At 66.4% G+C, this 19,909-nt stretch carries 17 protein-coding genes; 10 read left to right on the top strand and 7 right to left on the bottom strand.

Annotation, left to right across the window (positions count from 1 at the left end; genetic code table 11):
• Positions 1-316 precede the first annotated feature (316 nt).
• The gene (locus J5J86_RS20350) at positions 317-1,561 is read right to left on the bottom strand and encodes an ABC transporter substrate-binding protein (RefSeq protein ID WP_247657732.1); all 1,245 of its coding nucleotides are present in this window, start codon (positions 1,559-1,561) and stop codon (positions 317-319) included.
• Positions 1,562-1,919: 358 nt separating this feature from the next.
• Between J5J86_RS20350 and J5J86_RS20345 the strand changes: the two genes are divergently transcribed.
• Positions 1,920-2,144: a hypothetical protein gene (locus J5J86_RS20345; RefSeq protein WP_209101380.1), complete on the top strand. Its 225-nt coding sequence runs from the start codon at positions 1,920-1,922 to the stop codon at positions 2,142-2,144.
• 10 nt (positions 2,145-2,154) lie between these two features.
• Here J5J86_RS20345 and J5J86_RS20340 read toward each other — a convergent pair whose 3' ends face one another.
• Positions 2,155-2,529, bottom strand: coding sequence for a DUF423 domain-containing protein (locus J5J86_RS20340; protein ID WP_209101377.1), 375 nt, complete (start codon positions 2,527-2,529; stop codon positions 2,155-2,157).
• A 362-nt stretch (positions 2,530-2,891) separates the two neighbouring features.
• On the opposite strand from J5J86_RS20340, the gene acs reads away from it, so the two are divergent.
• Positions 2,892-4,844: an acetate--CoA ligase gene (acs, locus tag J5J86_RS20335; protein WP_209101375.1), complete on the top strand. Its 1,953-nt coding sequence runs from the start codon at positions 2,892-2,894 to the stop codon at positions 4,842-4,844.
• Between the two features lie 140 nt (positions 4,845-4,984).
• Here acs and J5J86_RS20330 read toward each other — a convergent pair whose 3' ends face one another.
• Positions 4,985-5,323, bottom strand: a complete 339-nt coding sequence (locus J5J86_RS20330; protein WP_209101373.1) for a DUF6968 family protein — start codon at positions 5,321-5,323, stop codon at positions 4,985-4,987.
• Positions 5,324-5,829: 506 nt separating this feature from the next.
• On the opposite strand from J5J86_RS20330, the gene J5J86_RS20325 reads away from it, so the two are divergent.
• Positions 5,830-6,840, top strand: a complete 1,011-nt coding sequence (locus J5J86_RS20325; protein WP_209101369.1) for a sulfate ABC transporter substrate-binding protein — start codon at positions 5,830-5,832, stop codon at positions 6,838-6,840.
• A gap of 258 nt (positions 6,841-7,098) precedes the next feature.
• Here J5J86_RS20325 and J5J86_RS20320 read toward each other — a convergent pair whose 3' ends face one another.
• From J5J86_RS20320 to J5J86_RS20310, 3 genes are all read right to left on the bottom strand, one after another.
• Entirely contained in the window at positions 7,099-8,586 is a 1,488-nt protein-coding gene (locus tag J5J86_RS20320) for an ammonium transporter (RefSeq protein WP_209101366.1), read from the bottom strand.
• Positions 8,587-8,614: 28 nt separating this feature from the next.
• The gene (locus tag J5J86_RS20315) at positions 8,615-8,953 is read right to left on the bottom strand and encodes a P-II family nitrogen regulator (RefSeq protein ID WP_209101364.1); all 339 of its coding nucleotides are present in this window, start codon (positions 8,951-8,953) and stop codon (positions 8,615-8,617) included.
• A gap of 273 nt (positions 8,954-9,226) precedes the next feature.
• A complete protein-coding gene (locus tag J5J86_RS20310) occupies positions 9,227-10,123 on the bottom strand; it encodes an acyl-CoA thioesterase (RefSeq protein WP_209101362.1) in 897 nt (298 codons plus the stop codon).
• 178 nt (positions 10,124-10,301) lie between these two features.
• Here J5J86_RS20310 and J5J86_RS20305 point away from each other — a divergent pair, with 178 nt between their 5' ends.
• Positions 10,302-11,570 (top strand): ubiquinone biosynthesis hydroxylase, encoded by a 1,269-nt coding sequence (locus tag J5J86_RS20305; protein ID WP_446698633.1) that lies wholly within the window; start codon positions 10,302-10,304, stop codon positions 11,568-11,570.
• A 10-nt stretch (positions 11,571-11,580) separates the two neighbouring features.
• Here the strand turns inward: J5J86_RS20305 and J5J86_RS20300 are convergent, their stop codons facing one another.
• Positions 11,581-13,206 carry a sigma-54 interaction domain-containing protein gene (locus J5J86_RS20300; protein WP_247657731.1) on the bottom strand — a complete coding sequence of 542 codons (1,626 nt, stop codon included), beginning with the start codon at positions 13,204-13,206 and terminating at the stop codon, positions 11,581-11,583.
• A gap of 170 nt (positions 13,207-13,376) precedes the next feature.
• Between J5J86_RS20300 and J5J86_RS20295 the strand changes: the two genes are divergently transcribed.
• The 6 genes from J5J86_RS20295 to J5J86_RS20270 all read left to right on the top strand — a co-directional run bounded on the left by J5J86_RS20295 (position 13,377) and on the right by J5J86_RS20270 (position 19,907).
• Entirely contained in the window at positions 13,377-14,630 is a 1,254-nt protein-coding gene (locus J5J86_RS20295) for a CaiB/BaiF CoA transferase family protein (RefSeq protein ID WP_247657730.1), read from the top strand.
• 63 nt (positions 14,631-14,693) lie between these two features.
• A complete protein-coding gene (locus tag J5J86_RS20290; protein ID WP_209101360.1) occupies positions 14,694-15,473 on the top strand; it encodes an enoyl-CoA hydratase-related protein in 780 nt (259 codons plus the stop codon).
• 46 nt (positions 15,474-15,519) lie between these two features.
• Positions 15,520-17,196, top strand: coding sequence for a class I adenylate-forming enzyme family protein (locus J5J86_RS20285; RefSeq protein ID WP_209101358.1), 1,677 nt, complete (start codon positions 15,520-15,522; stop codon positions 17,194-17,196).
• A gap of 25 nt (positions 17,197-17,221) precedes the next feature.
• Complete coding sequence (locus J5J86_RS20280) at positions 17,222-17,986, top strand: enoyl-CoA hydratase/isomerase family protein (protein WP_209101356.1); 765 nt, start codon at positions 17,222-17,224, stop codon at positions 17,984-17,986.
• 1 nt (position 17,987) lies between these two features.
• On the top strand, positions 17,988-18,728 hold the full coding sequence (locus J5J86_RS20275; RefSeq protein ID WP_209101354.1) for an SDR family NAD(P)-dependent oxidoreductase: 741 nt from the start codon (positions 17,988-17,990) through the stop codon (positions 18,726-18,728).
• Between the two features lie 12 nt (positions 18,729-18,740).
• Positions 18,741-19,907, top strand: coding sequence for an acyl-CoA dehydrogenase family protein (locus J5J86_RS20270; RefSeq protein WP_209101351.1), 1,167 nt, complete (start codon positions 18,741-18,743; stop codon positions 19,905-19,907).
• Positions 19,908-19,909: the final 2 nt, after the last annotated feature.

Below are 19,909 nucleotides of genomic sequence, written 5' to 3'. Positions count from 1 at the left end.
CCGGCCGCTCCCGCATCCCTCCACCTCGCCATCGGCGGGGATGTTGGTGCTGGAGGCGTGAGAGGGGCGCGCATGCTGGTAGCGTCGCGCCTTTGCCCCCTCCCCTGCCCTCCCCCGCTTTGCGGGAGAGGGGGCCGGTCACGCCTGGGGAGAGGTCGAGAGGGCAGGCACCCATGACGGGCAAAACACCGCCTCGACCGGGCCCGCCAAAGTCCCCTCCCCCGCGAAGCGGGGGAGGGTTAGGGAGGGGGCAAGGAGCCGGGGGAGGGTTCGGGAGGGGCCCAAGGAGGGCCCAACCAAGGAGAAAAGCCGGATGTCAGCTCTTCTTCACCAGCGTGCAGGTGGACTCTGCCAGCGGCTTGAAGGCCTCGTCGCCGGGAATGGTGCGCAGGATCTTCATCAGGTCCCACTCATTCTTCGAATCCGCCGGCGCCTTGGCCTCCGCCAGATACATGTCATGCACCATGCGGCCATCCGCGCGGATGACGCCGTTCTTGGCGAAGAAGTCGTTGACCGGATTGGCCTTCATCCATTCGGAGACCTTCGCCGCATCTTCCGAACCCACCGCCTTCACGGCATTCAGATAATGCATGGTGGCCGAATAGGCGCCCGCCTGCACCATGGAGGGCTGGGCGTTGTTGCGGGCATAATACGTCTTGGAGAAGGCGCGGCTCTCCGCGTCGCGATCCCAATAGAAGCCGGTGGTGAACTTGAGGCCCTGCGCCACCTTCAGGCCCAGCGCCTTCACATCGGTGATGAAGACCAGCATGGCGGCCAGATTCTGTCCCGCCTGGGTGATGCCGAACTCGCTCGCCTGCTTCACCGAATTCACAAAGTCGCCGCCCGCATTGGCAAGGCCAATCACCTGCGCCTTGGAGGACTGGGCCTGGAGCAGGAAGGAGGAGAAGTCGGTGGTGGACAGAGGCGCGCGGGCATTGCCCAGCACCTTGCCGCCGCCCGCCAGCACCACGCGGCTGGTGTCCGCCTCCAGCGCATGGCCGAAGGCATAGTCAGCGGTGATGAAGAACCAGGTCTTGCCGCCCTCCTTCACGATGGCCGAGCCGGTGCCGGTGGCCAGCGCATAGGTGTCGTACACATAATGGATGCCATAGGGCATGCAGCCGGCATTGGTCAGCGCCGTGGTGGCGGAGCCCGCGCCGATGATGACGCGCTTCTTCTCGTCACCCAGGCGGAACAGCGCCAGCGCCGAGGCGCTGTCGGTGGATTCGATCACCATGTCGACGCCGTCATTGTCGAACCAGCGCCGGGCGACGCCCGAGGTCACGTCCACCTTGTTCTGGTAGTCGGCGGACAGGACCTCGATGGGCTTGCCGTTCACCTTGCCGCCGAAATCCTCCACCGCCATCTGCACGGCCGAGACCATGCCCGGACCGCCATGGCGGGAATAGACGCCGGTCATGTCGACGATGGCGCCGATCACCACCTTGCCGTCTGTGGCGTTCTGCGCGGCGGCCGGCAGGCTTCCAAGCGCGAGCGCGCAGGCGGCGGCGCCCACGTGTCGCAAAAGATTCCGGCGCAGAAGATGTGTGCGAAACGTCACGGCTTTCCTCCTTGGGTTCCACCCTTGTTGTCGTGCGCACCCCGGCACAAGCAGGTGCGGCGGGGTCGCAACGGGTGGCTCTGGTTCAGCAACCGGCGTGCCAAATATAAGTCATTGGAAAATATGGAAATTGAATGTCCTTCGCGCGGACACGTGTCCGCCTTGAGGTCAGTTCCGCGCAGCCCAGTGTCTTCGCCGCGGACGACGCGCTGTCACGGTAAACAATCGGTTTCGCGCCCGGGAACCACGGCCATACCGCCGCGTTGTGGAGGGCAGACGGCGTGCGCGGCACGCCACCTGACAGGACCGGGACGAACGATCGTCCGGTACCGGCAAAGGGATCGGAAAGGGAACTCAGATGGGCTCGTATTCCAAGATCACGCCTGCCACCACCACCGCTCCGGTTCGCATCGTTCTGGGCGCCCGCGAATGCGAGGTGCGCTCCGTGAAGGAAGCCCGCGCCTTCTTCGAGGCCGAGCATGCGGACGAGTTCGCCGACTTCCTGCTCGCCGACCTCGGCGACGATGCCTCTTCGCTGGTGGCCCTGCGCGCCAAGCTCAACATGATGCGCGCCGCCCTCTGAGGGCCGCGCCTTATTCCTTCAGGGCAGCCAGAAGGCCGACTGCGGCCACGTCCAGCCAGCCCACGATCATCAGCACCCCGCCAAATGGCGCGGAACCGCCCAACAGTTTGACGTCCATCAAGGCTCGCGCCGCCAGGTCGCCCGAGAATAAAATCGTGCCGAGCGCGATGGCGAGCCCGCCCACCAGAAGCGTTGCCCGACCTCGCCCGAGGCGCGCGCACGTGGCGATGATCCCCATCAGCGCCGCGGCGTGGAACAACAGGAATTGCGCCGCCGTCATGAGCGATGCGCCCCCGGTGACGTGGGCGGACATGGCCGCGAGGGCGACGCCGCTGGCGCCGAACAGGCCGGCGAGGGCGATGACGAGGCGTGTCCAGGGCGACATGATCCCCTCTCCAGCGGTTCGGCCCGAATGGGCGCTGCCGCCTCATAGCGCAGTCGTCCGTCGCTTCCCAGCCAGGGGCGCGCCGGGCGGCTGCGTCATGTGCGCCGCAGGTGGCCGGGGCTTGAGGCGACGCACAGGGACTTCGCCCAAAGTCTGCCCCTCCCCCGCCTTGTGGCATCCGGGGCTGCTCCCCATAATCCAGCCAAGTTCGCGCAGCCCCCAAGGCTGCGCCCCGGAGCCGGGGCCAAAGCCCCGCCGCGCTCCGGCGAAAGGGAGAGATGGCCCCGCTGTCACATGACGGCCGCGAAGCCGTCGCTAAACACGAAGCGCTTGCAGCGCGCTGCAAGGGGGAGACGAAGCCGATGTCCGAGAAGATCTATGAGGTTCCCGCCAATTGGAGCGAGCGCTCCTATGTGGACCATGATGAATACAAGGCGCTCTACAATCTGTCCGTCACGCAGCCCGAGCAGTTCTGGGGCGAGCACGGCAAGCGCATCCATTGGTTCGAGCCCTATACCAAGGTGAAGAACACGTCCTTCACCCCCGGCAGCGTCTCCATCAAGTGGTTCGAGGACGGCGTCACCAACGTCGCCTATAATTGCGTCGACCGGCATTTGCCCCACCGCGCGGACCAGGTGGCCATCATCTGGGAGGGGGACGACCCGTCCGAGAGCCGCAAGATCACCTATCAGGAACTGCACGACGAGGTGAATCGCTTCGCCAACGTGCTGCGCAACCGCGACGTCCAGAAGGGCGACCGGGTCACCATCTATCTGCCCATGATCCCCGAGGCCGCCTTCGCCATGCTCGCCTGCGCGCGGCTCGGCGCCATCCATTCGGTGGTGTTCGGCGGCTTCTCGCCCGACAGCCTGGCCGGCCGCATCGCCGATTGCGGCTCCAAATGCGTCATCACCGCCGATGAGGGCCTGCGCGGCGGCCGAAAGGTGCCGCTGAAGGCCAATGTGGACGCGGCCATCGCCCATGTGGACGGCGGGGTCGACCATGTGATCGTGGTGCGCCGCACCGGCGGCAAGGTGAACATGGAGCCGGGCCGCGACGTCTGGTACCACGAGGCGGCAGACCTCGTGACCACCGATTGTCCGGCCGAGCCCATGAACGCGGAAGACCCGCTGTTCATCCTCTATACGTCCGGCTCCACCGGCAAGCCGAAGGGTGTGCTGCACACCACCGGCGGCTATCTCGTCTATGCCTCCATGACCCACCATTACGTCTTCGATTATCACGAGGGCGACGTCTATTGGTGCACGGCGGACGTAGGCTGGGTGACCGGCCACTCCTACATCCTCTATGGCCCGCTCGCCAACGGCGCGACCACGCTGATGTTCGAGGGCATTCCCAACTATCCGTCCGTCTCCCGCTTCTGGGAGGTGATCGACAAGCACCAGGTGAACATCTTCTACACCGCGCCCACCGCCATCCGCTCGCTGATGCAGGCGGGCGAGGAGCCGGTGAAGAAGACGTCCCGCGCCTCCCTGCGCCTGCTCGGCTCGGTGGGCGAGCCCATCAATCCGGAAGCCTGGGAATGGTATCACCGCGTGGTGGGCGAGGGCCGCTGCCCCATCGTCGACACCTGGTGGCAGACCGAGACCGGCGGCATCCTCATCAGCCCGCTGCCTGGCGCCACGGCGCTGAAGCCCGGCTCGGCCACCTTGCCCTTCTTCGGCGTGAAGCCGGAAGTGGTGGATGCGGCCGGCGTGGTGCTGGAAGGGGCCACCGAAGGCAATCTCGTCATCGCCGACAGCTGGCCGGGCCAGATGCGCACGGTCTATGGCGACCATGAGCGCTTCGAGCAGACCTATTTCTCGGCCTATCCGGGCAAATATTTCACCGGCGACGGCTGCCGGCGCGATGCGGATGGCTATTACTGGATCACCGGCCGCGTGGACGATGTCATCAACGTCTCCGGCCACCGCATGGGCACCGCCGAGGTGGAAAGCGCCCTGGTCGCCCACCCGAAGGTCTCCGAGGCAGCGGTCGTCGGCTTCCCGCACGACATCAAGGGTCAGGGCATTTATGCCTATGTGACCTTGATGGCCGGCGAGCAGCCCACCGAGGAATTGCGCAAGGAACTGGTCGCCTGGGTGCGCAAGGAGATCGGCCCCATCGCCTCTCCCGACCTCATCCAGTTCGCCCCCGGCCTGCCCAAGACGCGCTCCGGCAAGATCATGCGCCGCATCCTGCGCAAGATCGCTGAGGACCAGTTCGAGAATCTGGGCGACACCTCCACACTGGCCGATCCCGGTGTGGTGGAAGACCTCGTCCACAACCGCCAGAACAAGCGCACCGCCGCCTGATGGGAAAATCCCCTGGCGCCGGCTTCGGCTGGCGCCAGGGGATTAAGATGGACACGCGGGCGAAGAGGGAAGTGCCTCAGTGAACTTGGCGGCCCTCTGGCACGGAAAGGCGGGCGGAAGAGAAGCGGAGTGTAGCGCCTTCAAATGGCATCCACACCCACGAGAAGATCTTGCAAGGATGAGGCGACCGGGAAGCCGTAGCCTTCTTCGGTCTCATAGGCGCGAAGCCTTCCTTCGCGGTGATATGTCGTCGAGTAGATTTCGGCACCGACCATCTTCAAAGCCGACATGAGCGCCTGAAGGGCGTCGAAGCCGAAGCCCTCGCTCTTTACGGGCCCGTCCGGCCAGTCGATCTCGTAGCGGCACGACCAAGCCGTGCCGACAGGAACCTGGAGCTGCACCGGCTGAAAAACGCGGATGTCGAACGCCCGCTCGCCCTTGCGGGTCTTCAGATAGAGGTGATGCGTCAGCACCAACATGATGGGACCTCCTGGGTCGAGGCGGGGCAGCCCCACCTGAGTAGATCGCCCGCAGGACAATCCTACCGCGATCCTGGACGAGACCAAGTTCCTTCCCGCCGAGCAGGGATGTCACCGAGGGTGACCGATGCCGCCCGGCTCGCCTCCTCCTTGACCTCCGTCATATAAGATATTATTCTTATTTTGATTGATGGCAGGGAACATTTTGCTAGGCGGAGGAGCGCGTGCCGGTTCCACAGAATGCAGACCACCATGGCGCCCCCCGCCCGGTGCGAGAGATAGGCGTCCCAGCCTCCCTCCAGGGCTCATCCGAGGCGCTTGGGCTTGACCGGAAATCGATGGGCCGAGCCAGCGGCCCATTGGCAATCCAGAATTCACGCATATTCTTCGTCAATTATACCTCAGCCACGCGGAGTGCGGGAAATAGGGTTTCGCTCCATCAAGGCCCATGCTAATTTGCCGTGAAATGCGCCAAATCGCATAAACGGGATGTAAATGGAGAGCCCATGCTGAACCGCCGCACGTTTCTCGCGCTCACCGCCGCCTCGGCGGCGATGCCGCGCCTGGCCTTTGCGCAGCAGGGGCCGAACTCCATCCTCAATGTCTCCTACGACATCGCCCGCGAACTCTACACCTCCATCAATGAGGGCTTCGTCCCGGCCTGGAAGCAGAAGACCGGGCAGCAGATCACCGTGAACCAGAGCCATGCCGGCTCCTCCCGCCAGGCCCGCGCCATCATTGAAGGGCTGGAAGGCGACGTGGTGACCTTCAACCAGGAACTGGACATCCAGGTGCTGGCCAAGGCCGGCTTCGTAGCGAAGGACTGGAAGCAGAAGTTCCCCAACAACGCCTCGCCTTATTATTCCTTCCCCGCCTTCCTGGTGCGGGCCGGAAACCCCAAAGGCATCAAGGATTGGAACGATCTGGTGCGGGATGACGTGAAGGTCATCTTCCCCAACCCCAAGACCTCCGGCAATGCGCGCTACACCTATCTGGCCGCCTATGCCTATGCGCTGGAGCAGAACAAGGGCGACGTGGCCAAGGCCGACGCCTTTGTAAAGAAGCTGCTCTCCAACGTGCCGGTGTTCGACACCGGCGGTCGCGCCGCCACCACCACCTTCGTGGAGCGGGAGACCGGCGACGTGCTGGTGACCTTCGAGGCCGAGACCCGGGTGATCCAGGACCTCTACAAGGACAAGAAGCTCCAGACCGTGGTGCCTTCGGTCTCCATCCAGGGCGACTTCCCCGTGGCGATCGTGGACAAAGTGGTGGACAAGCGCGGCTCGCGGGCAGTCGCCACCGCCTATCTGGAATTCCTGTATTCGGCGGAAGGCCAGACCATCCTCGCCAAGGGCTATAATCGCGTGGTGGACCCCAAGGTGGCGGCCGCGTTCAAGGACCAGTTCCCGCCCATCCGCCTGCTCACCGTGGATGCGGTGTTCGGCGGCTGGGAAAAGGTTCAGGCCGAGCAATTCGCCTCCGGCGGCAAGCTGGACCAGCTCTTCACCGGGCGCTGAGCCCGCCAGGCGGCGGACACGCCCGACCGGCAGAGACGTGAGAGGAAGGGGTGGCCAGGGGGCCACCCCTTTGCTTTGCGCCCTCGCCCGGCGCGCGAACAGCCCCCAAAACGCGACGGAGCCCCGGCCCTTGCGGACCGAGGCTCCATCTTCCCCTCTTTTTATCTTAAAGCCGGAGGTCCGGCGAACCTTGGAGGCGGCCGACCCGACGGGTCGGCGCCAAAGGAAAGGCGGAGCCGGAAAGCCCCGCCCGTCCCATCAGCTGTGATAGGCGCGCTCGCCGTGCTCGGTGATGTCGAGACCCTCGCGCTCCTTCTCCACCGACACGCGCAGCCCGACGACTGCGTTCACGATGAAGAAGATGATGGCGGAGCCGACGCCCGACCACACCAGGGTCACCAGCACGCCCTTGATCTGGGCGATGACCTGGGTGGCCATGTTGTAATCGGCAACCGCGCCGGTGGTGTAGTCGTAGATGCCGGTGCCGCCGAGGGCCGGGCTGACCACGATGCCGGTGGCAATGGCGCCGAAGATGCCGCCGACGCCGTGCACGCCGAACACGTCGAGCGAGTCATCGTAGCCGAAGGCGTTCTTCACGGTGGTGCAGAAGAAGAAGCACACCACGCCGACCACGAGGCCGGAGACCAACGCACCCATGATGCCCGCAAAGCCCGCCATGGGGGTCACGGCCACAAGGCCGGCCACCGCGCCGGAGACGACGCCCAGCATGGAGGGCTTACCCTTGGCCAGCCATTCCACGACCATCCAGGAGAGGGCGGCGGCGCAGGTGGCGATGAAGGTGTTCATCATGGCCAGGGCGGTCAGGCCGTTGGCTTCCAGGTTGGAGCCGGCATTGAAGCCGAACCAGCCAACCCACAGCAGGCCGGCGCCGACCAGGGTGAGGGTCAGGGAGTGGGGCGAGAGGGCTTCCTTGCCGTAGCCAGTGCGCTTGCCGATGATGATGCATCCCACGAGAGCGGCAATACCGGCATTGATGTGCACCACGGTGCCGCCAGCGAAGTCGATGGCGCCGAGCTTGTAGAGGTAGCCGGCATCGGCGAGAACCGCGTCGAGGGCCTCCTGAGCGGCGGTCTTGGCAGCGCCGTCAGCGGCAGCGGCGACGGCCTTGGCAGCGGCATCCACCGCGTCCGGGCCGGCCCAATACCACACCATGTGGGCCATGGGGAAATAGATGAACGTGACCCAGAGCGGCACGAACAGCACGATGGCCGAGAACTTCACGCGCTCCGCGAAGGCGCCGAAGATCAGGGCCGGAGTGATCATGGCGAAGGTCATCTGGAAGGCCACGAACACCAGCTCGGGAATGGCAACGCCCACCGAGAAGGTGCCGCCGGCGGACTCGGTGGTCACGCCGCTGAGGAAGGCCTTGGAGAAGCCGCCGATGAAGTCCGAGCCGCCAGTGAAGGCCAGCGAGTAGCCGTACAGAACCCAGATGATGCCGACGATGCAGACGGAATAGAAAACCTGCATCAGAACCGAGAGCATGTTCTTGGCGCGCACGAGGCCGCCATAGAACAGGGCCAAGCCGGGGACCGACATCATCAGCACCAGCAAAGCGGACACCAGCATCCAGGTGGTGTCGCCCTTGTTGATGACGGGAGCGGCCGCGGCGGCGGGAGCGGCATCGGCACCGGGCGTCGCGGTCTGCGCCAGCACCGGCAGGGCGATGGCCGCTGCGGTCAGGAGGGTTGGCAGTCCCACACGGGACCAGGTCTTGAGCGACATGGAAAAGGGCTCCGTGAAATGAGGAAGGTCAGAGCGCGTCGGCGTCGGTCTCGCCGGTGCGGATGCGCACGGCGTGATCGATCTGGAAGACAAAGATCTTTCCGTCGCCGATCTGGCCGGTCTTGGCCGCAGCGGAGATCGCTTCCACGACCTTGGCCACCTGATCGGAGGACACAGCCACCTCGATCTTCAGCTTCGGCAGGAAGCTGACGGCATATTCCGCGCCGCGATAGATCTCGGTGTGGCCCTTCTGCCGGCCGTATCCCTTCACCTCGGTCACGGTCAGGCCGTGAACGCCGATACCGGTGAGGGCGTCACGCACCTCCTCCAGCTTGAATGGCTTGATAATCGCCATGACGATCTTCATGGATCGGTCCCTGTCCCCGTGATGCCCACCCGCCAGAAAGCGGCCAAAGGCGTTTTCTTCCCGGCTGTGCCATGCGGGACGGGGAAAAAATCCGCGCACGGCGACCTAGCCTGCCCACACCTGAATCAAGGAACGTGCCAGTCTCGCAGAGTCAGGGCGGAGGCGTGCTTATTTTCTCGCCAGAAGAACTGCCGCGACGGCATCGCCCCCGCGTTGCCCAAATCTTGGCCTAAAAATTAGGCGTTCCGCTCAAGAAAGTGACACCACATTTCGCTATTGCGAAATCCGGCGCATCAATCCTTCCTGCGCCGCAGAAGCGACGAGCACGCCGTCCCGCGTATAAAGCTCGCCCCGACAGAAGCCTCGGGCGCCGAAAGCAGCGGGGCTCTCCTGGACATAGAGGAGCCACTCATCGGCGCGGAAGGGCCGGTGGAACCACAGGGCATGGTCCAGGCTTGCCACCTGGAGATCCCTGTCGAACACGCTACGGCCATGGGGCAGCAAAGCCGCCTGGAGCAGCGAGAGGTCGGACGCATAAGCGAGCACCGCCTGATGCAAGGGCAATCCTTCGGGCAGCGGACCGCGGGTGCGGATCCACAGGCTCGGGCGGGCCGCATCTCCCGCATTGCCGCTATAGGGCGCGTCGAACCCGGTGGGCTTCACCTCCAGCGGGCGCAGGGCCATCCAGTCACGCTTTGAGGCATGAGGGAAGCGGGCCACCAGCTTCTCGCGCCAGACATCGTCGGAGGGCAGATCCTCGGGCATGGGCACGTCGGGCATGCGACCCTGATGCATCAGGCCGCCTTCCGCCACCTGGAAGGAGACCGACATGGAGAAGATGGCCCGGCCTCGCTGGATGGCGACCACGCGACGGGTCGTGAAGCTGCGCCCGTCGCGAATGCGGTCCACCTCGAACACGATGGGGACCGTCGGGTCGCCCGCGAGGAGAAAATAGGCGTGGAGGGAATGGGCGATGCGGTCGGGCTCGACGGTGCGCTGGGCAGCGATCAAGGATTGTGCAATCACCTGTCCGCCGAAGATCCGCCCGCCGGTCGGACTGACGCTGCGACCTCGGAACAGGTTGATCTCCAGAGGCTCGAGGTCAAGGATACCCAGCAGGGCATCAACGTCTTTGGAGGGGGACGCGGGATCGGTGGCGGGCTGGTCCATGAGATCGCTCGGTAAACGCGGGTCCGAAAAAGTCCGGAGCGTCGCGTGGGTTCGGTTCGGGGTGCAACGAGCCATTCCGGACCGCGCGCGTCAAGGTGAACGGCACGCGGGCGCGGGTCGTATATGGGTGAAGGGGTGGCGCCACGCGCCCTCCGATCGAAGTGAGCGAGGTCTGGTCATGGAAGCGATGCAGTCGGGCATTCAGGGCGAAAGCGGACGGAACACCCTTCCCGCCCGCGCGGACATCGTGATCGCCGGTGCGGGCCTGGCCGGACTGAGCCTTGCCCTCGCCTTGCGCGACGGCCTCGGCCGGGAGGCAGAAATCGCCGTCCTTGATCCCGGCCTCAACCGCTCCTTCGCCGGCGACATGCGGGCCTCCGCCATCGCGGCAGGCGCCCGCCGACTGCTCGGTGTCATTGGCGCCTGGCAACGTGTGTCGGACGCGGCCGAACCCATCCGCTCCATGGTGGTGACGGACAGCCGCACCCGCGACGTCGCCCGGCCGGTCTTCCTGACCTTCGATGGCGACGTGGAACCGGGCGAGCCCTTCGCCCACATGATCTCCAATGCCGTGCTCCAGCAGGGCCTCGCCGATCTCGCGCAGGAGGCGGGCATCCATCTGGTGGCCGAGCCCGTGGCGACCTTTGCGACCGATCGGTCAGGCGTAGCGGTGACAAGCGGCTCAGGCGCCACGGTTCGTGCCCAGTTGCTGGTCGCCTGTGATGGCGCGAAGTCGCGTCTGCGCTCCATGGCCGGCATCCAGAACGTGGCCTGGACCTATGACCAGTCCGCCATCACCTTCACCATCGAGCATGAGCGCCCTCACGAGGGCCGCGCGGAGGAGCATTTCCTGCCGCCCGGGCCGTTCGCGGTGCTGCCCATGCGGGGCAACCGGGCGTCCATCGTCTGGACCGAGTGCACCGAGGATGCCAAGCGCATCGCCGCTCTGCCCGACTTCCTGTTCCAGGAGGAACTGGAGCAGCGCATCGGCCATAGCCTTGGGGCGGTGCGGCCGATCTCGAAGCCCGGCGTCTATCCGCTGGGCTTTGCCATGGCCCGCAGCTTCATCGGCGAACGGCTCGCTCTGGTGGGGGATGCGGCCCACCTCATCCATCCCATTGCCGGCCAGGGGCTGAACATGGGCCTGCGGGACGTGGCAGCCCTCGCCGAGGCCATCACCGATGCGGCCCGCACCGGGCTCGACTTCGCCTCGCCCACGGTGCTGGAGCGCTACCAGCGCTGGCGGCGCTTCGACACCCTCGCCATGGGGGTGGCGACGGACGGGCTCAATCGGCTCTTCTCCAACCGATCCGACGCGCTGCGCCTGGTGCGCGACATGGGCCTGGGGCTGGTCGACCGGATGCCGCGCCTCAAGGGCCTGTTCATCCGCGATGCGGCAGGGCTCACCGGCTCGGTGCCGAAGCTGCTGCGGGGCGAGGCGCTCTGAGGGCGCGCCCTCAGCGGACGCCCATCTCGGCCAGTTTCTTGTAGAGGTAGGAGCGGGAGATGCCGAGTTCCTCGGCCACCCGCTTCTTGTTGCCCTTGTGCTTCTGGAGCGCCTCCCGGATCAGCGCCAGTTCCACATTCCCCACCGTCTCGCGGATGGTGGTAGCACCGGATGCGGGAACGGAGAGAGGCGCAGGCTCCATCTCCTCGCCTTCCAGATGGCGGAAGCTGGAGAGGGTCAGTTCCGGCCCGTCCGCAAAGATCATAGCCCGCTGCACCTCGTGGTGGAGCTGGCGCACATTGCCGGGCCAGGCGAGGCCCTGGAGCATCTCCAGCGCCTTGGGGTGCACCCGCCGGACATTCGAACCGATGCGTTGCCCCACCCGCTGCACGAAGTGCCGCACCAGAAGCGGGATGTCGCCGGCCCGCTCGCGCAGCGGAGGCACCTGGAGCGTCACGCCATTGATGCGGAAATAGAGGTCGGCGCGGAACGCCTCCTCGGCGATCATGCGCCGCAGATCGCGGTTGGTGGCGCTGATAAGCCGGAAATTGGTGCTGCGGGAGCGGTTGCTGCCCACCCGCTCGAAGATGCCATTCTCGATCACCCGCAGGAGCTTGACCTGCGTCTCCATGGGCATGTCACCGATCTCGTCCAGAAACAGGCTGGAGCGGTCCGCCATCTCGAACTTGCCGATGCGCCCCTCGCGCCGGGCGCCGGTGAAGGCGCCCGCCTCATAGCCGAACAGCTCGCTCTCCACGAGCGTGGCGGGCAGCGCGCCGGAATTGACCAGGACCATGGGCCGTTCCACCCGGCGGCTCAGATTATGGATGGCATGGGCCACCAATTCCTTGCCCGAGCCGCTTTCACCGGAGACGAAGACGGGCACGTCGAGGGGCGCCACCTTGCGGATGTCGTCCTTGAGGCGGCGGATGGCCTCGCTTTCGCCGACGATCTCGTCGAGGCCGAAGGCGCGGTGGCGCAGGCCGGCCAGTTCCTTCTTGTAATAGTCCACCTCGGCGCGCAGGGAAGAAATCTGCCGGGAGAGCTCGTGCACCTCCTCGGGGGCCTTGAACATGACCCGGCCGATAGCCCCCACCAGCTTGCCATCCCGCTGGATGGGCACGCGGTTCACCACGCGGGTGACGTTCTGCATCTCCTGCACCTGCCCGATCTCCGCCGAGCCGGTGCGGGCAACCACATGGAGGCGGGTGTTCTGGATCACATCCTGCACCGGCCGGCCCAGCGCATCGCCACGAGCAAAGCCGAAGAAGCGCTCATGGACGGGGCTGAGATAGCGCAGCACCGCGTCCCGATCGACCACCGTGATGCCCTCAAAAGGATTGGTGAGGAAGTGGTTGAGAATGTCGAAGGCGATATCGACGGAGAGGACGAAATCCACCAGGGCCGAGCTTGCGCTGTCCTCATGGACGAGCACGGCGGTGCCGCCATCGGTGGGAGCCTGGATGACCACATGGGAGGTGCCGCCAAAAGCGAAGGCCGAGACGCGCTTGTTGGCTCCCACCTTCTGGACATGGCCGCGCACCGCCTCGGCAAGGCCACTTGCGTGCGCGGTGGGAGAGGCGAAGGCAAGGCGGCCCGTGTCGTCAAGGAAGACAATATCAAGAGCCGTCGCCATCCCGCGCCTCGCATGTTCTGATTGGAGACACCCCTAGCCCGCAAGTGTCCCCACCGCAAACACATTTCCTGATCGCCACTCCAGCTCGGGACGCAAAATTCAGCATTTCCAACGTGTTCCGCAGTCTGGCACAGGGCTTGCGGTAATCGTCGCACCAACGGGTGCCGATGATGAACATTGCCCATTTGCCACATCTCTCCTCCCCCAGCGCGAGCCTGCCCGAGGCGCGCGCGGCGGAGGCGTTCCGCATTCTCGACCATGTGACGGTGGTGGACCTCACCTCCTCCATCGCCGGTCCCTATGCCACCATGCTGCTGTCCGATTTCGGTGCCCGCGTCATCAAGGTGGAGCGCCCAGCGGGCGACGATTCCCGCCAGTGGGGCCCGCCCTTCCTGGACGGGGAATCGCTTTGGTACCTGTCGGTCAACCGCAACAAGAAGAGCGTGGCTTTGGACTATGGCACGCCTGCGGGACGGGCGGTGCTGGAGGGCCTGCTCGACAAGGCCGACGTGGTGGTCACCAATCTGCTGGGCAAGACCCAGGCAAAACTCGGGCTTGATGCCTCCACGCTGCGGGAAAGCCGTCCCAGGCTTATCCATGTCTCGCTGACCGGCTTCGGCCTCGACGGCCCCAATGCCGCCCTGCCCTGCTACGACCTCATCGCGGAAGGCTATAGCGGCGTGATGGATCTCACCGGCCCGCCGGACGCAGAGCCGCAGAAGGTGGGCGCGCCGGCCGCCGACATGCTGGCGGGGGCGGATGCGGCGCTCGCCGTGCTCGCGGCGCTCCACAAGCGCGCCGCCACCGGCCAAGGGTGCGCCCTCGATATCAGCCTGACGCAGAGCATGATCCGCTTCATGTCGCCGCGCATCGTGCCCTATCTCGGCTCAGGCGAATTGCCGCGCCGCACCGGCGGCAAGGACAGCGTCATCGCCATCTACCAGACCTTCGAGACCGCCGACCTGCCCCTGACGCTGGGCCTCGGCAATGACGGCATCTGGAAGCGCTTCTGGGAGGCGGTGGGCGACCCGGCCGGCGCGGAAGGCGCGCATGTGGCCACCAATGCGGACCGCCGTATCCATCGGGATGAAATCGTCGCCCGCATCTCGGCCGTGCTGCGCACCCGGCCGCGGGCGGAATGGCTGGAGCTGTTCGCCCGGGCCAAAGTGCCGGCCGGCCCCATCTACCGGCTCGACGAGGTGGTGGAAGACCCCCATTTCCGCGCCCGCTCGGCTTTCTACCGCATCCCCCGCGAGGGAGAGGACCTGCCGCAGGTGGCGCTGGGCATCCATATGGACGGGGAGGCGGCTGGCTGCTTCTCGCCGCCGCCGCGCCTTGGCGAGCACAATGAGGAGGTGCTGCGCACGCTCCTCGGGTATGACGATCAGGCAATCGACGCCCTGCGCGCGTCGGGCGCCATCTGAGCGCACCCAAGGCTGAGCGCACAGATCGAACGAACAGAACGCACCGGAAGGAAAGCCCCTCTCATGTCCTACGAGACCATCCTTTATTCCGAAGACGGCCCGGTCGGCACGCTCACCCTGAACCGTCCCCAGGACGGCAACATGTTCAACGCCACCATGTGCCGGGAAGTGCGCGACTGCATCGAGCAGGTGCGCAATGAGACGCGCACCCGCGTCCTGGTGCTCACCGGCGCGGGCGACAAATTCTTCTGCACCGGCGGCCGCAAGGACGGGCTGGAAAAGACCCAGCTCTATGCCGGCGTGCTTCCCACGCTGGAGATGTATGACGCCATCGAGCGGCTGCAGAAGCCGGTGCTCGCCTCCATCAATGGCTTCGCGGTGGGCGGCGGCAATGTGCTGCAGATGACCTGCGACCTCGCCATCGCCAAGGAAAGCGCCATCTTCCGGCAGGTGGGTCCCATGGTCGGCTCCTTCGACGCGGGCTATGGCACCTGGTTCCTGGAAGACCTGGTCGGCAAGAGGCGCGCCAAGGAGATCTGGTATCTCAACGAGAAGCTGACCGCCCAGCAGGCCCTTTCCTATGGCCTCATCAACAAGGTGGTGCCGGACGACAAGCTGGCCGAAGCCACCCGGGAGATGGCGCTGCACCTGGCGGACCGGGGCGCGTTTGCCCTCGCCTCGCTGAAGACCGCCTTCTCGGCCCGTCACTCCGGCGTGGGCGGCTTGGCCCGCATGGCGCACGACCTGCTGCTGCGCGGCTATCTGGACACCGAGGAATCCCACGAGCTGGCGGCCTCCTTCGCCGAGCGCCGCAAGCCGGACACCTCCAAGTTCGGCAAGTGAGCCGGCCATGATGCCCCGCTCCACCGATGGGAAGGAGCCGCCGCTTATGCCGCGGCTCCTGACCCTGCACGACCCGGCCTCCGCGCGCTTCCACTACGCCACTGGCCAATGGCGCGACGAGACGCTCTATGGCTGCGCGATTGCCCATGCGGCGACGCGCGGCGATGCCTTCGCCCTTCGGGACGCCACGCGCCGCCTCACCTGGCGCATGCTGGTGGATTGGGCGGACGCAGTGGCGGGCGATCTGGAGGCTACGGGTCTGCGGCCCGGCGACCGTGTGGGCGTCTGGCTGCCCAATCGGGTGGAGGCGACGGTCGCCTTCCTTGCCTGTTCGCGCAACGGCTATGTGTGCACGCCCTCGCTGCACCAGAACCATACGGTGGGGGAGATCACGACCCTGCTGGAGCGCTGCTCCGCCGCCGCGCTCCTCGCCCAGCCGGGCTATGGGGCCGACGGGGACCGGGCCGACATCTTCGCCGCGGCCCGCGCCCTTCCCGCCATGCGGCGCCTCTATGCCCTTGGTGCCGAAGGCATCCCCATGCCTGACGGCGCGGCCGCCCTGCCGGGACCGGACGGCGCGAAGCCTTTATCCCCGCCTCAGGCCAACCCGGACAAGGTGGTCTATCTCGCCTTCACCTCCGGCACCACCGGCCAGCCCAAGGGGGTGATGCACTCGGACAATACTCTGCTGGCCAATGGCCGGGCGCTGGCGGGCGACTGGGGGCTGGGGCCGGAAGGGGTGATCTATTCGCTAAGCCCCCAGAGCCACCATATCGGCACGGTGGCGCTGGAGCAGATGCTGGCCGCCGGCGCGGAACTGGTGGTCAATGACGTCCCGAAGGGAACGAGCCCCCTCGACCGCATCATCGAGACCGGCGCCACCTATGTGATGGGCGTGCCCACGCATGCCATCGACATTCTGGGCGAAGCGCAGCGGCGGGGGCTGACCCGGCTCGGCGCGGTCACCACCTTCTACATGGCGGGCGCCGCCATTCCCATGGAGGTGGCGCGGCGGTTCCTGGCCCATGGGGTCACGCCGCAGAACATTTACGGCATGACCGAGAACGGCTCGCACCAATACACCCTGCCGGACGATGACGTGGAGACCATGGTGCGCACCTGCGGCAAGGCGTGCGCCGCCTATGAAGTGAAGATCTGGCGTCCCGAGGCGCCGGACGAAGAGGCCGCCCCCGGCGAGGTGGGTGAGATTGGCGGGCGGGGCGCCTGCCTGATGCTCGGCTATTTCGGCAACCAGGCCGCCACCGAAAAATCCTTCAACGCTCACGGCTGGTTCATGAGCGGCGATCTGGGGCGGCTCGACGCAAAGGGCAATCTGGAGATCATCGGCCGGCTGAAAGACCTCATCATCCGCGGCGGGCACAACATCTATCCCTCCCAGATCGAGGACCTGGCCATCCGCCATCCCGACGCCTTCAAGGTGGCGGCCTTTCCGGTGCAGGACGACCGGCTGGGCGAAAAGGTGTGCCTCGCCGTCATCGCCCGCGAGGGCCGGCGGGTGGAGGCGCGGGACATGCTGGCCCACCTCTTCGCGGCCGGTCTCTCCAAATACGACATGCCCGAATATTACCTGGCCCTCGACGCCTTCCCCATGACCGCCAGCGGCAAGGTGCTCAAGCGCGATTTGGTGGACCTGGTGCGCGCGGGCGCCCTTCAGCCCGAGCCGGTGCGCTTCGTCGCCCCACCCCTCGCCCGTCCCGCCTGACCGCGCAGCGATCCGGAAGCCTCAAATGCTTGATCTTGTTCGCGACGGTGATGTCGCCGTCCTCACGCTCAACCGACCGGAAGCGCTGAACGCGCTCTCCTTCGACCTCATCCGCGCCATCGGCACCGCCTTGGACGAGGCGGGCGGGTGGGACATCCGCGCCCTGATCATCACCGGCGCGGGCGAGAAGGCCTTCTGCGCCGGGGCCGACATCAAGGAATTGATGGGCCGCTCCCTCATGGAGGAAAAGGCCGGAGCGGAGCTGGGCCAGCGCGTCTTCGCCAAGCTCGACACCCTCAAGGTGCCCACCATCGCCGCCATCAACGGCTATGCCTTCGGCGGCGGGCTGGAGCTGGCCATGGCCTGCACCTTCCGCGTGGCCGGGCCGAAGGCCAAGATGGGGCTTCCCGAGATCAAGCTCGGCCTCATCCCCGGCTATGGCGGCACCCAGCGCCTCCCGCGCCTGGTGGGCGAGGCGCGCGCGCTGGAGCTGATCCTCACCGGGCGTACTCTCGCGGCGCCGGAGGCCCTCGCCATGGGCCTCGTCAACCGCCTGGCCGAGGGCGACCTGCTGGAGGCGGCCAAGGCTCTGGCGGGGGAATTCACCGGCTACGGCCTGCCCGCCCTCGCCCTCGCCCGTTCTGCCGTTCAGCGGGCGCTCACCCTGCCGCTGGCCGAGGGCCTGCGAACGGAGGCGGAGCTCTCCACCCTCGCCTATCGCACGCAGGACGCCGCCGAGGGCCTCGCCGCCTTCGTCGAAAAGCGCAAGCCCCATTTCCGGGACCTCTGACATGAGCCGCAACATTTTCCTCACCGGCGCGAGCCGGGGCATCGGCGCGGTGATCGCGCTGGAATTGGCCCGGCGCGGCCATGTGGTGGGCTGCTTTTCCCGCAAGGGCCTGGGGCCGGAACACCTCCCCGTGCCCGACGAACTCGCTCCGCGCCTCATCCCGCTGAAGGGCGACGTCTCGGATGCCGCCGCCGTCGAGACCGCGCTGGCGCAGTTTGCGGACCAGGCCGGCCCCATCACCGGCATCGTCAACAATGCCGGCCTGCATGTGGCCCGCCCCTCGGACAGCCAGCCGCTCGCCGAATTCGCCGAGGTGATGGCCACCAACGCCACCGCCACCTTCTCGGTCTGCCAGCAGGCTTATCCGCATCTGGTGGCGGCGGGCGGCGGGCTGATCGTGAATATGGGCTCTTTCTTCGACAAGCTGGGCGTGCGCCACAACGCGGCCTATTGCGCCTCCAAGGCCGCCGTTGCCGCTCTGACGCGCTGCCTCGCGGTGGAATGGGCGGCCAAGGGCATCCGCGTGGTCACGGTCGGGCCCGGCTATATCGAGACCGATCTCAACAAGGACTATCTGGCCTCCGAGAAGGTCCGCGCCTTCCTCGCCGCCCGCATCCCCACCGGCGGGCCGGCCCAGGCGGACGAGGTGGCCCGCCTCATCGCCACCCTGTTCGGCGAAAACCTGCCCTTCCTGACCGGCGAGACCATTTATCTCGATGGCGGTCAGGGCATTGCCCACTGACGGAGGCGTTCCATGACCGTGCTATCCCGCCTCGACGACCAATGGGGCCTGGCCGAGGATGAGGCGCTGCTGCTGGACAGTGTGCGCGCCTTCGCCCGTGACGAGGTGGCGCCCCGCGCCGCCCAGCATGACGAGACCGGCGAATTCCCCTGGGAGAATGTAAAGGGCATCAATGCCCTCGGCCTCAATGCCATGTTCGTACCGGAAGCCTATGGCGGGGCGGGCCTGTCCTATCTCGCCTACCTTGCCTGCGTGCGGGAGATTTCCGCCGCCTGCGCCTCCACCGGCATCATCTGGGCCACCAATTTCCACGCGGTGAAGCCACTCATCGATTTCGGCGCGGAGGAGCAGAAGGCCCGCCTCCTGCCCCGCATTGCCGAGGGGGGCCTCGCGGCGCTCGTCATCACCGAGCCGGACGCGGGCTCGGACGCCACCGGTATGCGCACGCGCTTCACGCCGGAGGGCGACGAGATCGTGGTGGACGGGTCCAAGACGTTCATTACGAACGGCGACGTCGCTGACCTCTACATCGTCTTCGGCAAATGGGCGGGGGTGGACGATCCGAAGGCGGCCATCTCCTGTCTCGTCATCGAGAAGGGCACGCCTGGCCTGTCCGTGTCGCGGCTCGAGGACAAGATGGGCCACCGCGCCTCCTCCACGGCCACCTTGTCCTTCGCCGGATGCCGCGTGCCCAAGGCCAATCTGCTGCGCGGCCCCGGCGAGGGGCTGAAGCTGTTGCTGGCCTCGCTCAACAAGTCCCGGCCGTCCGTGGGCGCCCATGCGCTGGGCATCGCCCATGCCGCCTTCGCCGATGCGGTGGCCTATATCAATGGCCGGCGGCAGTCCGGCCGCAGGATCGTGGAATTCCAAGGCATCCAGTTCCTGCTCGCCGACCTCGCCGCCGAGCTGGCTTTGTGCGACGCCTGGCTCATGCATGTGGGCCGGCAGGTGGATGCGGGCGTCGCCGATATCGGCATCGAAGCCTCCATCCTGAAAATGCGAGCTTCCGACCTTGCCATGCGCATGGCCACCGAAGCGGTCCAGCTCCATGGCGGCTACGGCTATGTGAAGGACTACCGGGTGGAGCGGCTCATGCGCGACGCCAAGATCACCCAGATCTGGGAAGGCACCAACCAGATCCACCGCCAGCTCATCGGCCGCAGCTTCATCGAGCGCTGAGG

The sequence above is a fragment of the Aquabacter sp. L1I39 genome (assembly GCF_017742835.1).
Lineage (GTDB): Bacteria > Pseudomonadota > Alphaproteobacteria > Rhizobiales > Xanthobacteraceae > L1I39.
The sequence above is the reverse complement of the archived record's forward strand: the minus strand, read 5'-3'. Positions and strand labels throughout refer to the sequence as shown.

Bases quoted from the DNA above. Each gene is read 5' to 3' on its own strand.
- J5J86_RS20345 (WP_209101380.1), top strand. From the start codon at position 1,920: ATGGGCTCGTATTCCAAGATCACGCCTGCCACCACCACCGCTCCGGTT.
- J5J86_RS20340 (WP_209101377.1), bottom strand. From the start codon at position 2,529: ATGTCGCCCTGGACACGCCTCGTCATCGCCCTCGCCGGCCTGTTCGGC.
- acs (WP_209101375.1), top strand. From the start codon at position 2,892: ATGTCCGAGAAGATCTATGAGGTTCCCGCCAATTGGAGCGAGCGCTCC.
- J5J86_RS20330 (WP_209101373.1), bottom strand. From the start codon at position 5,323: ATGTTGGTGCTGACGCATCACCTCTATCTGAAGACCCGCAAGGGCGAG.
- J5J86_RS20325 (WP_209101369.1), top strand. From the start codon at position 5,830: ATGCTGAACCGCCGCACGTTTCTCGCGCTCACCGCCGCCTCGGCGGCG.
- J5J86_RS20320 (WP_209101366.1), bottom strand. From the start codon at position 8,586: ATGTCGCTCAAGACCTGGTCCCGTGTGGGACTGCCAACCCTCCTGACC.
- J5J86_RS20315 (WP_209101364.1), bottom strand. From the start codon at position 8,953: ATGAAGATCGTCATGGCGATTATCAAGCCATTCAAGCTGGAGGAGGTG.
- J5J86_RS20310 (WP_209101362.1), bottom strand. From the start codon at position 10,123: ATGGACCAGCCCGCCACCGATCCCGCGTCCCCCTCCAAAGACGTTGAT.
- J5J86_RS20305 (WP_446698633.1), top strand. From the start codon at position 10,302: ATGGAAGCGATGCAGTCGGGCATTCAGGGCGAAAGCGGACGGAACACC.
- J5J86_RS20300 (WP_247657731.1), bottom strand. From the start codon at position 13,206: ATGGCGACGGCTCTTGATATTGTCTTCCTTGACGACACGGGCCGCCTT.
- J5J86_RS20295 (WP_247657730.1), top strand. From the start codon at position 13,377: ATGAACATTGCCCATTTGCCACATCTCTCCTCCCCCAGCGCGAGCCTG.
- J5J86_RS20290 (WP_209101360.1), top strand. From the start codon at position 14,694: ATGTCCTACGAGACCATCCTTTATTCCGAAGACGGCCCGGTCGGCACG.
- J5J86_RS20285 (WP_209101358.1), top strand. From the start codon at position 15,520: ATGCCGCGGCTCCTGACCCTGCACGACCCGGCCTCCGCGCGCTTCCAC.
- J5J86_RS20280 (WP_209101356.1), top strand. From the start codon at position 17,222: ATGCTTGATCTTGTTCGCGACGGTGATGTCGCCGTCCTCACGCTCAAC.
- J5J86_RS20275 (WP_209101354.1), top strand. From the start codon at position 17,988: ATGAGCCGCAACATTTTCCTCACCGGCGCGAGCCGGGGCATCGGCGCG.
- J5J86_RS20270 (WP_209101351.1), top strand. From the start codon at position 18,741: ATGACCGTGCTATCCCGCCTCGACGACCAATGGGGCCTGGCCGAGGAT.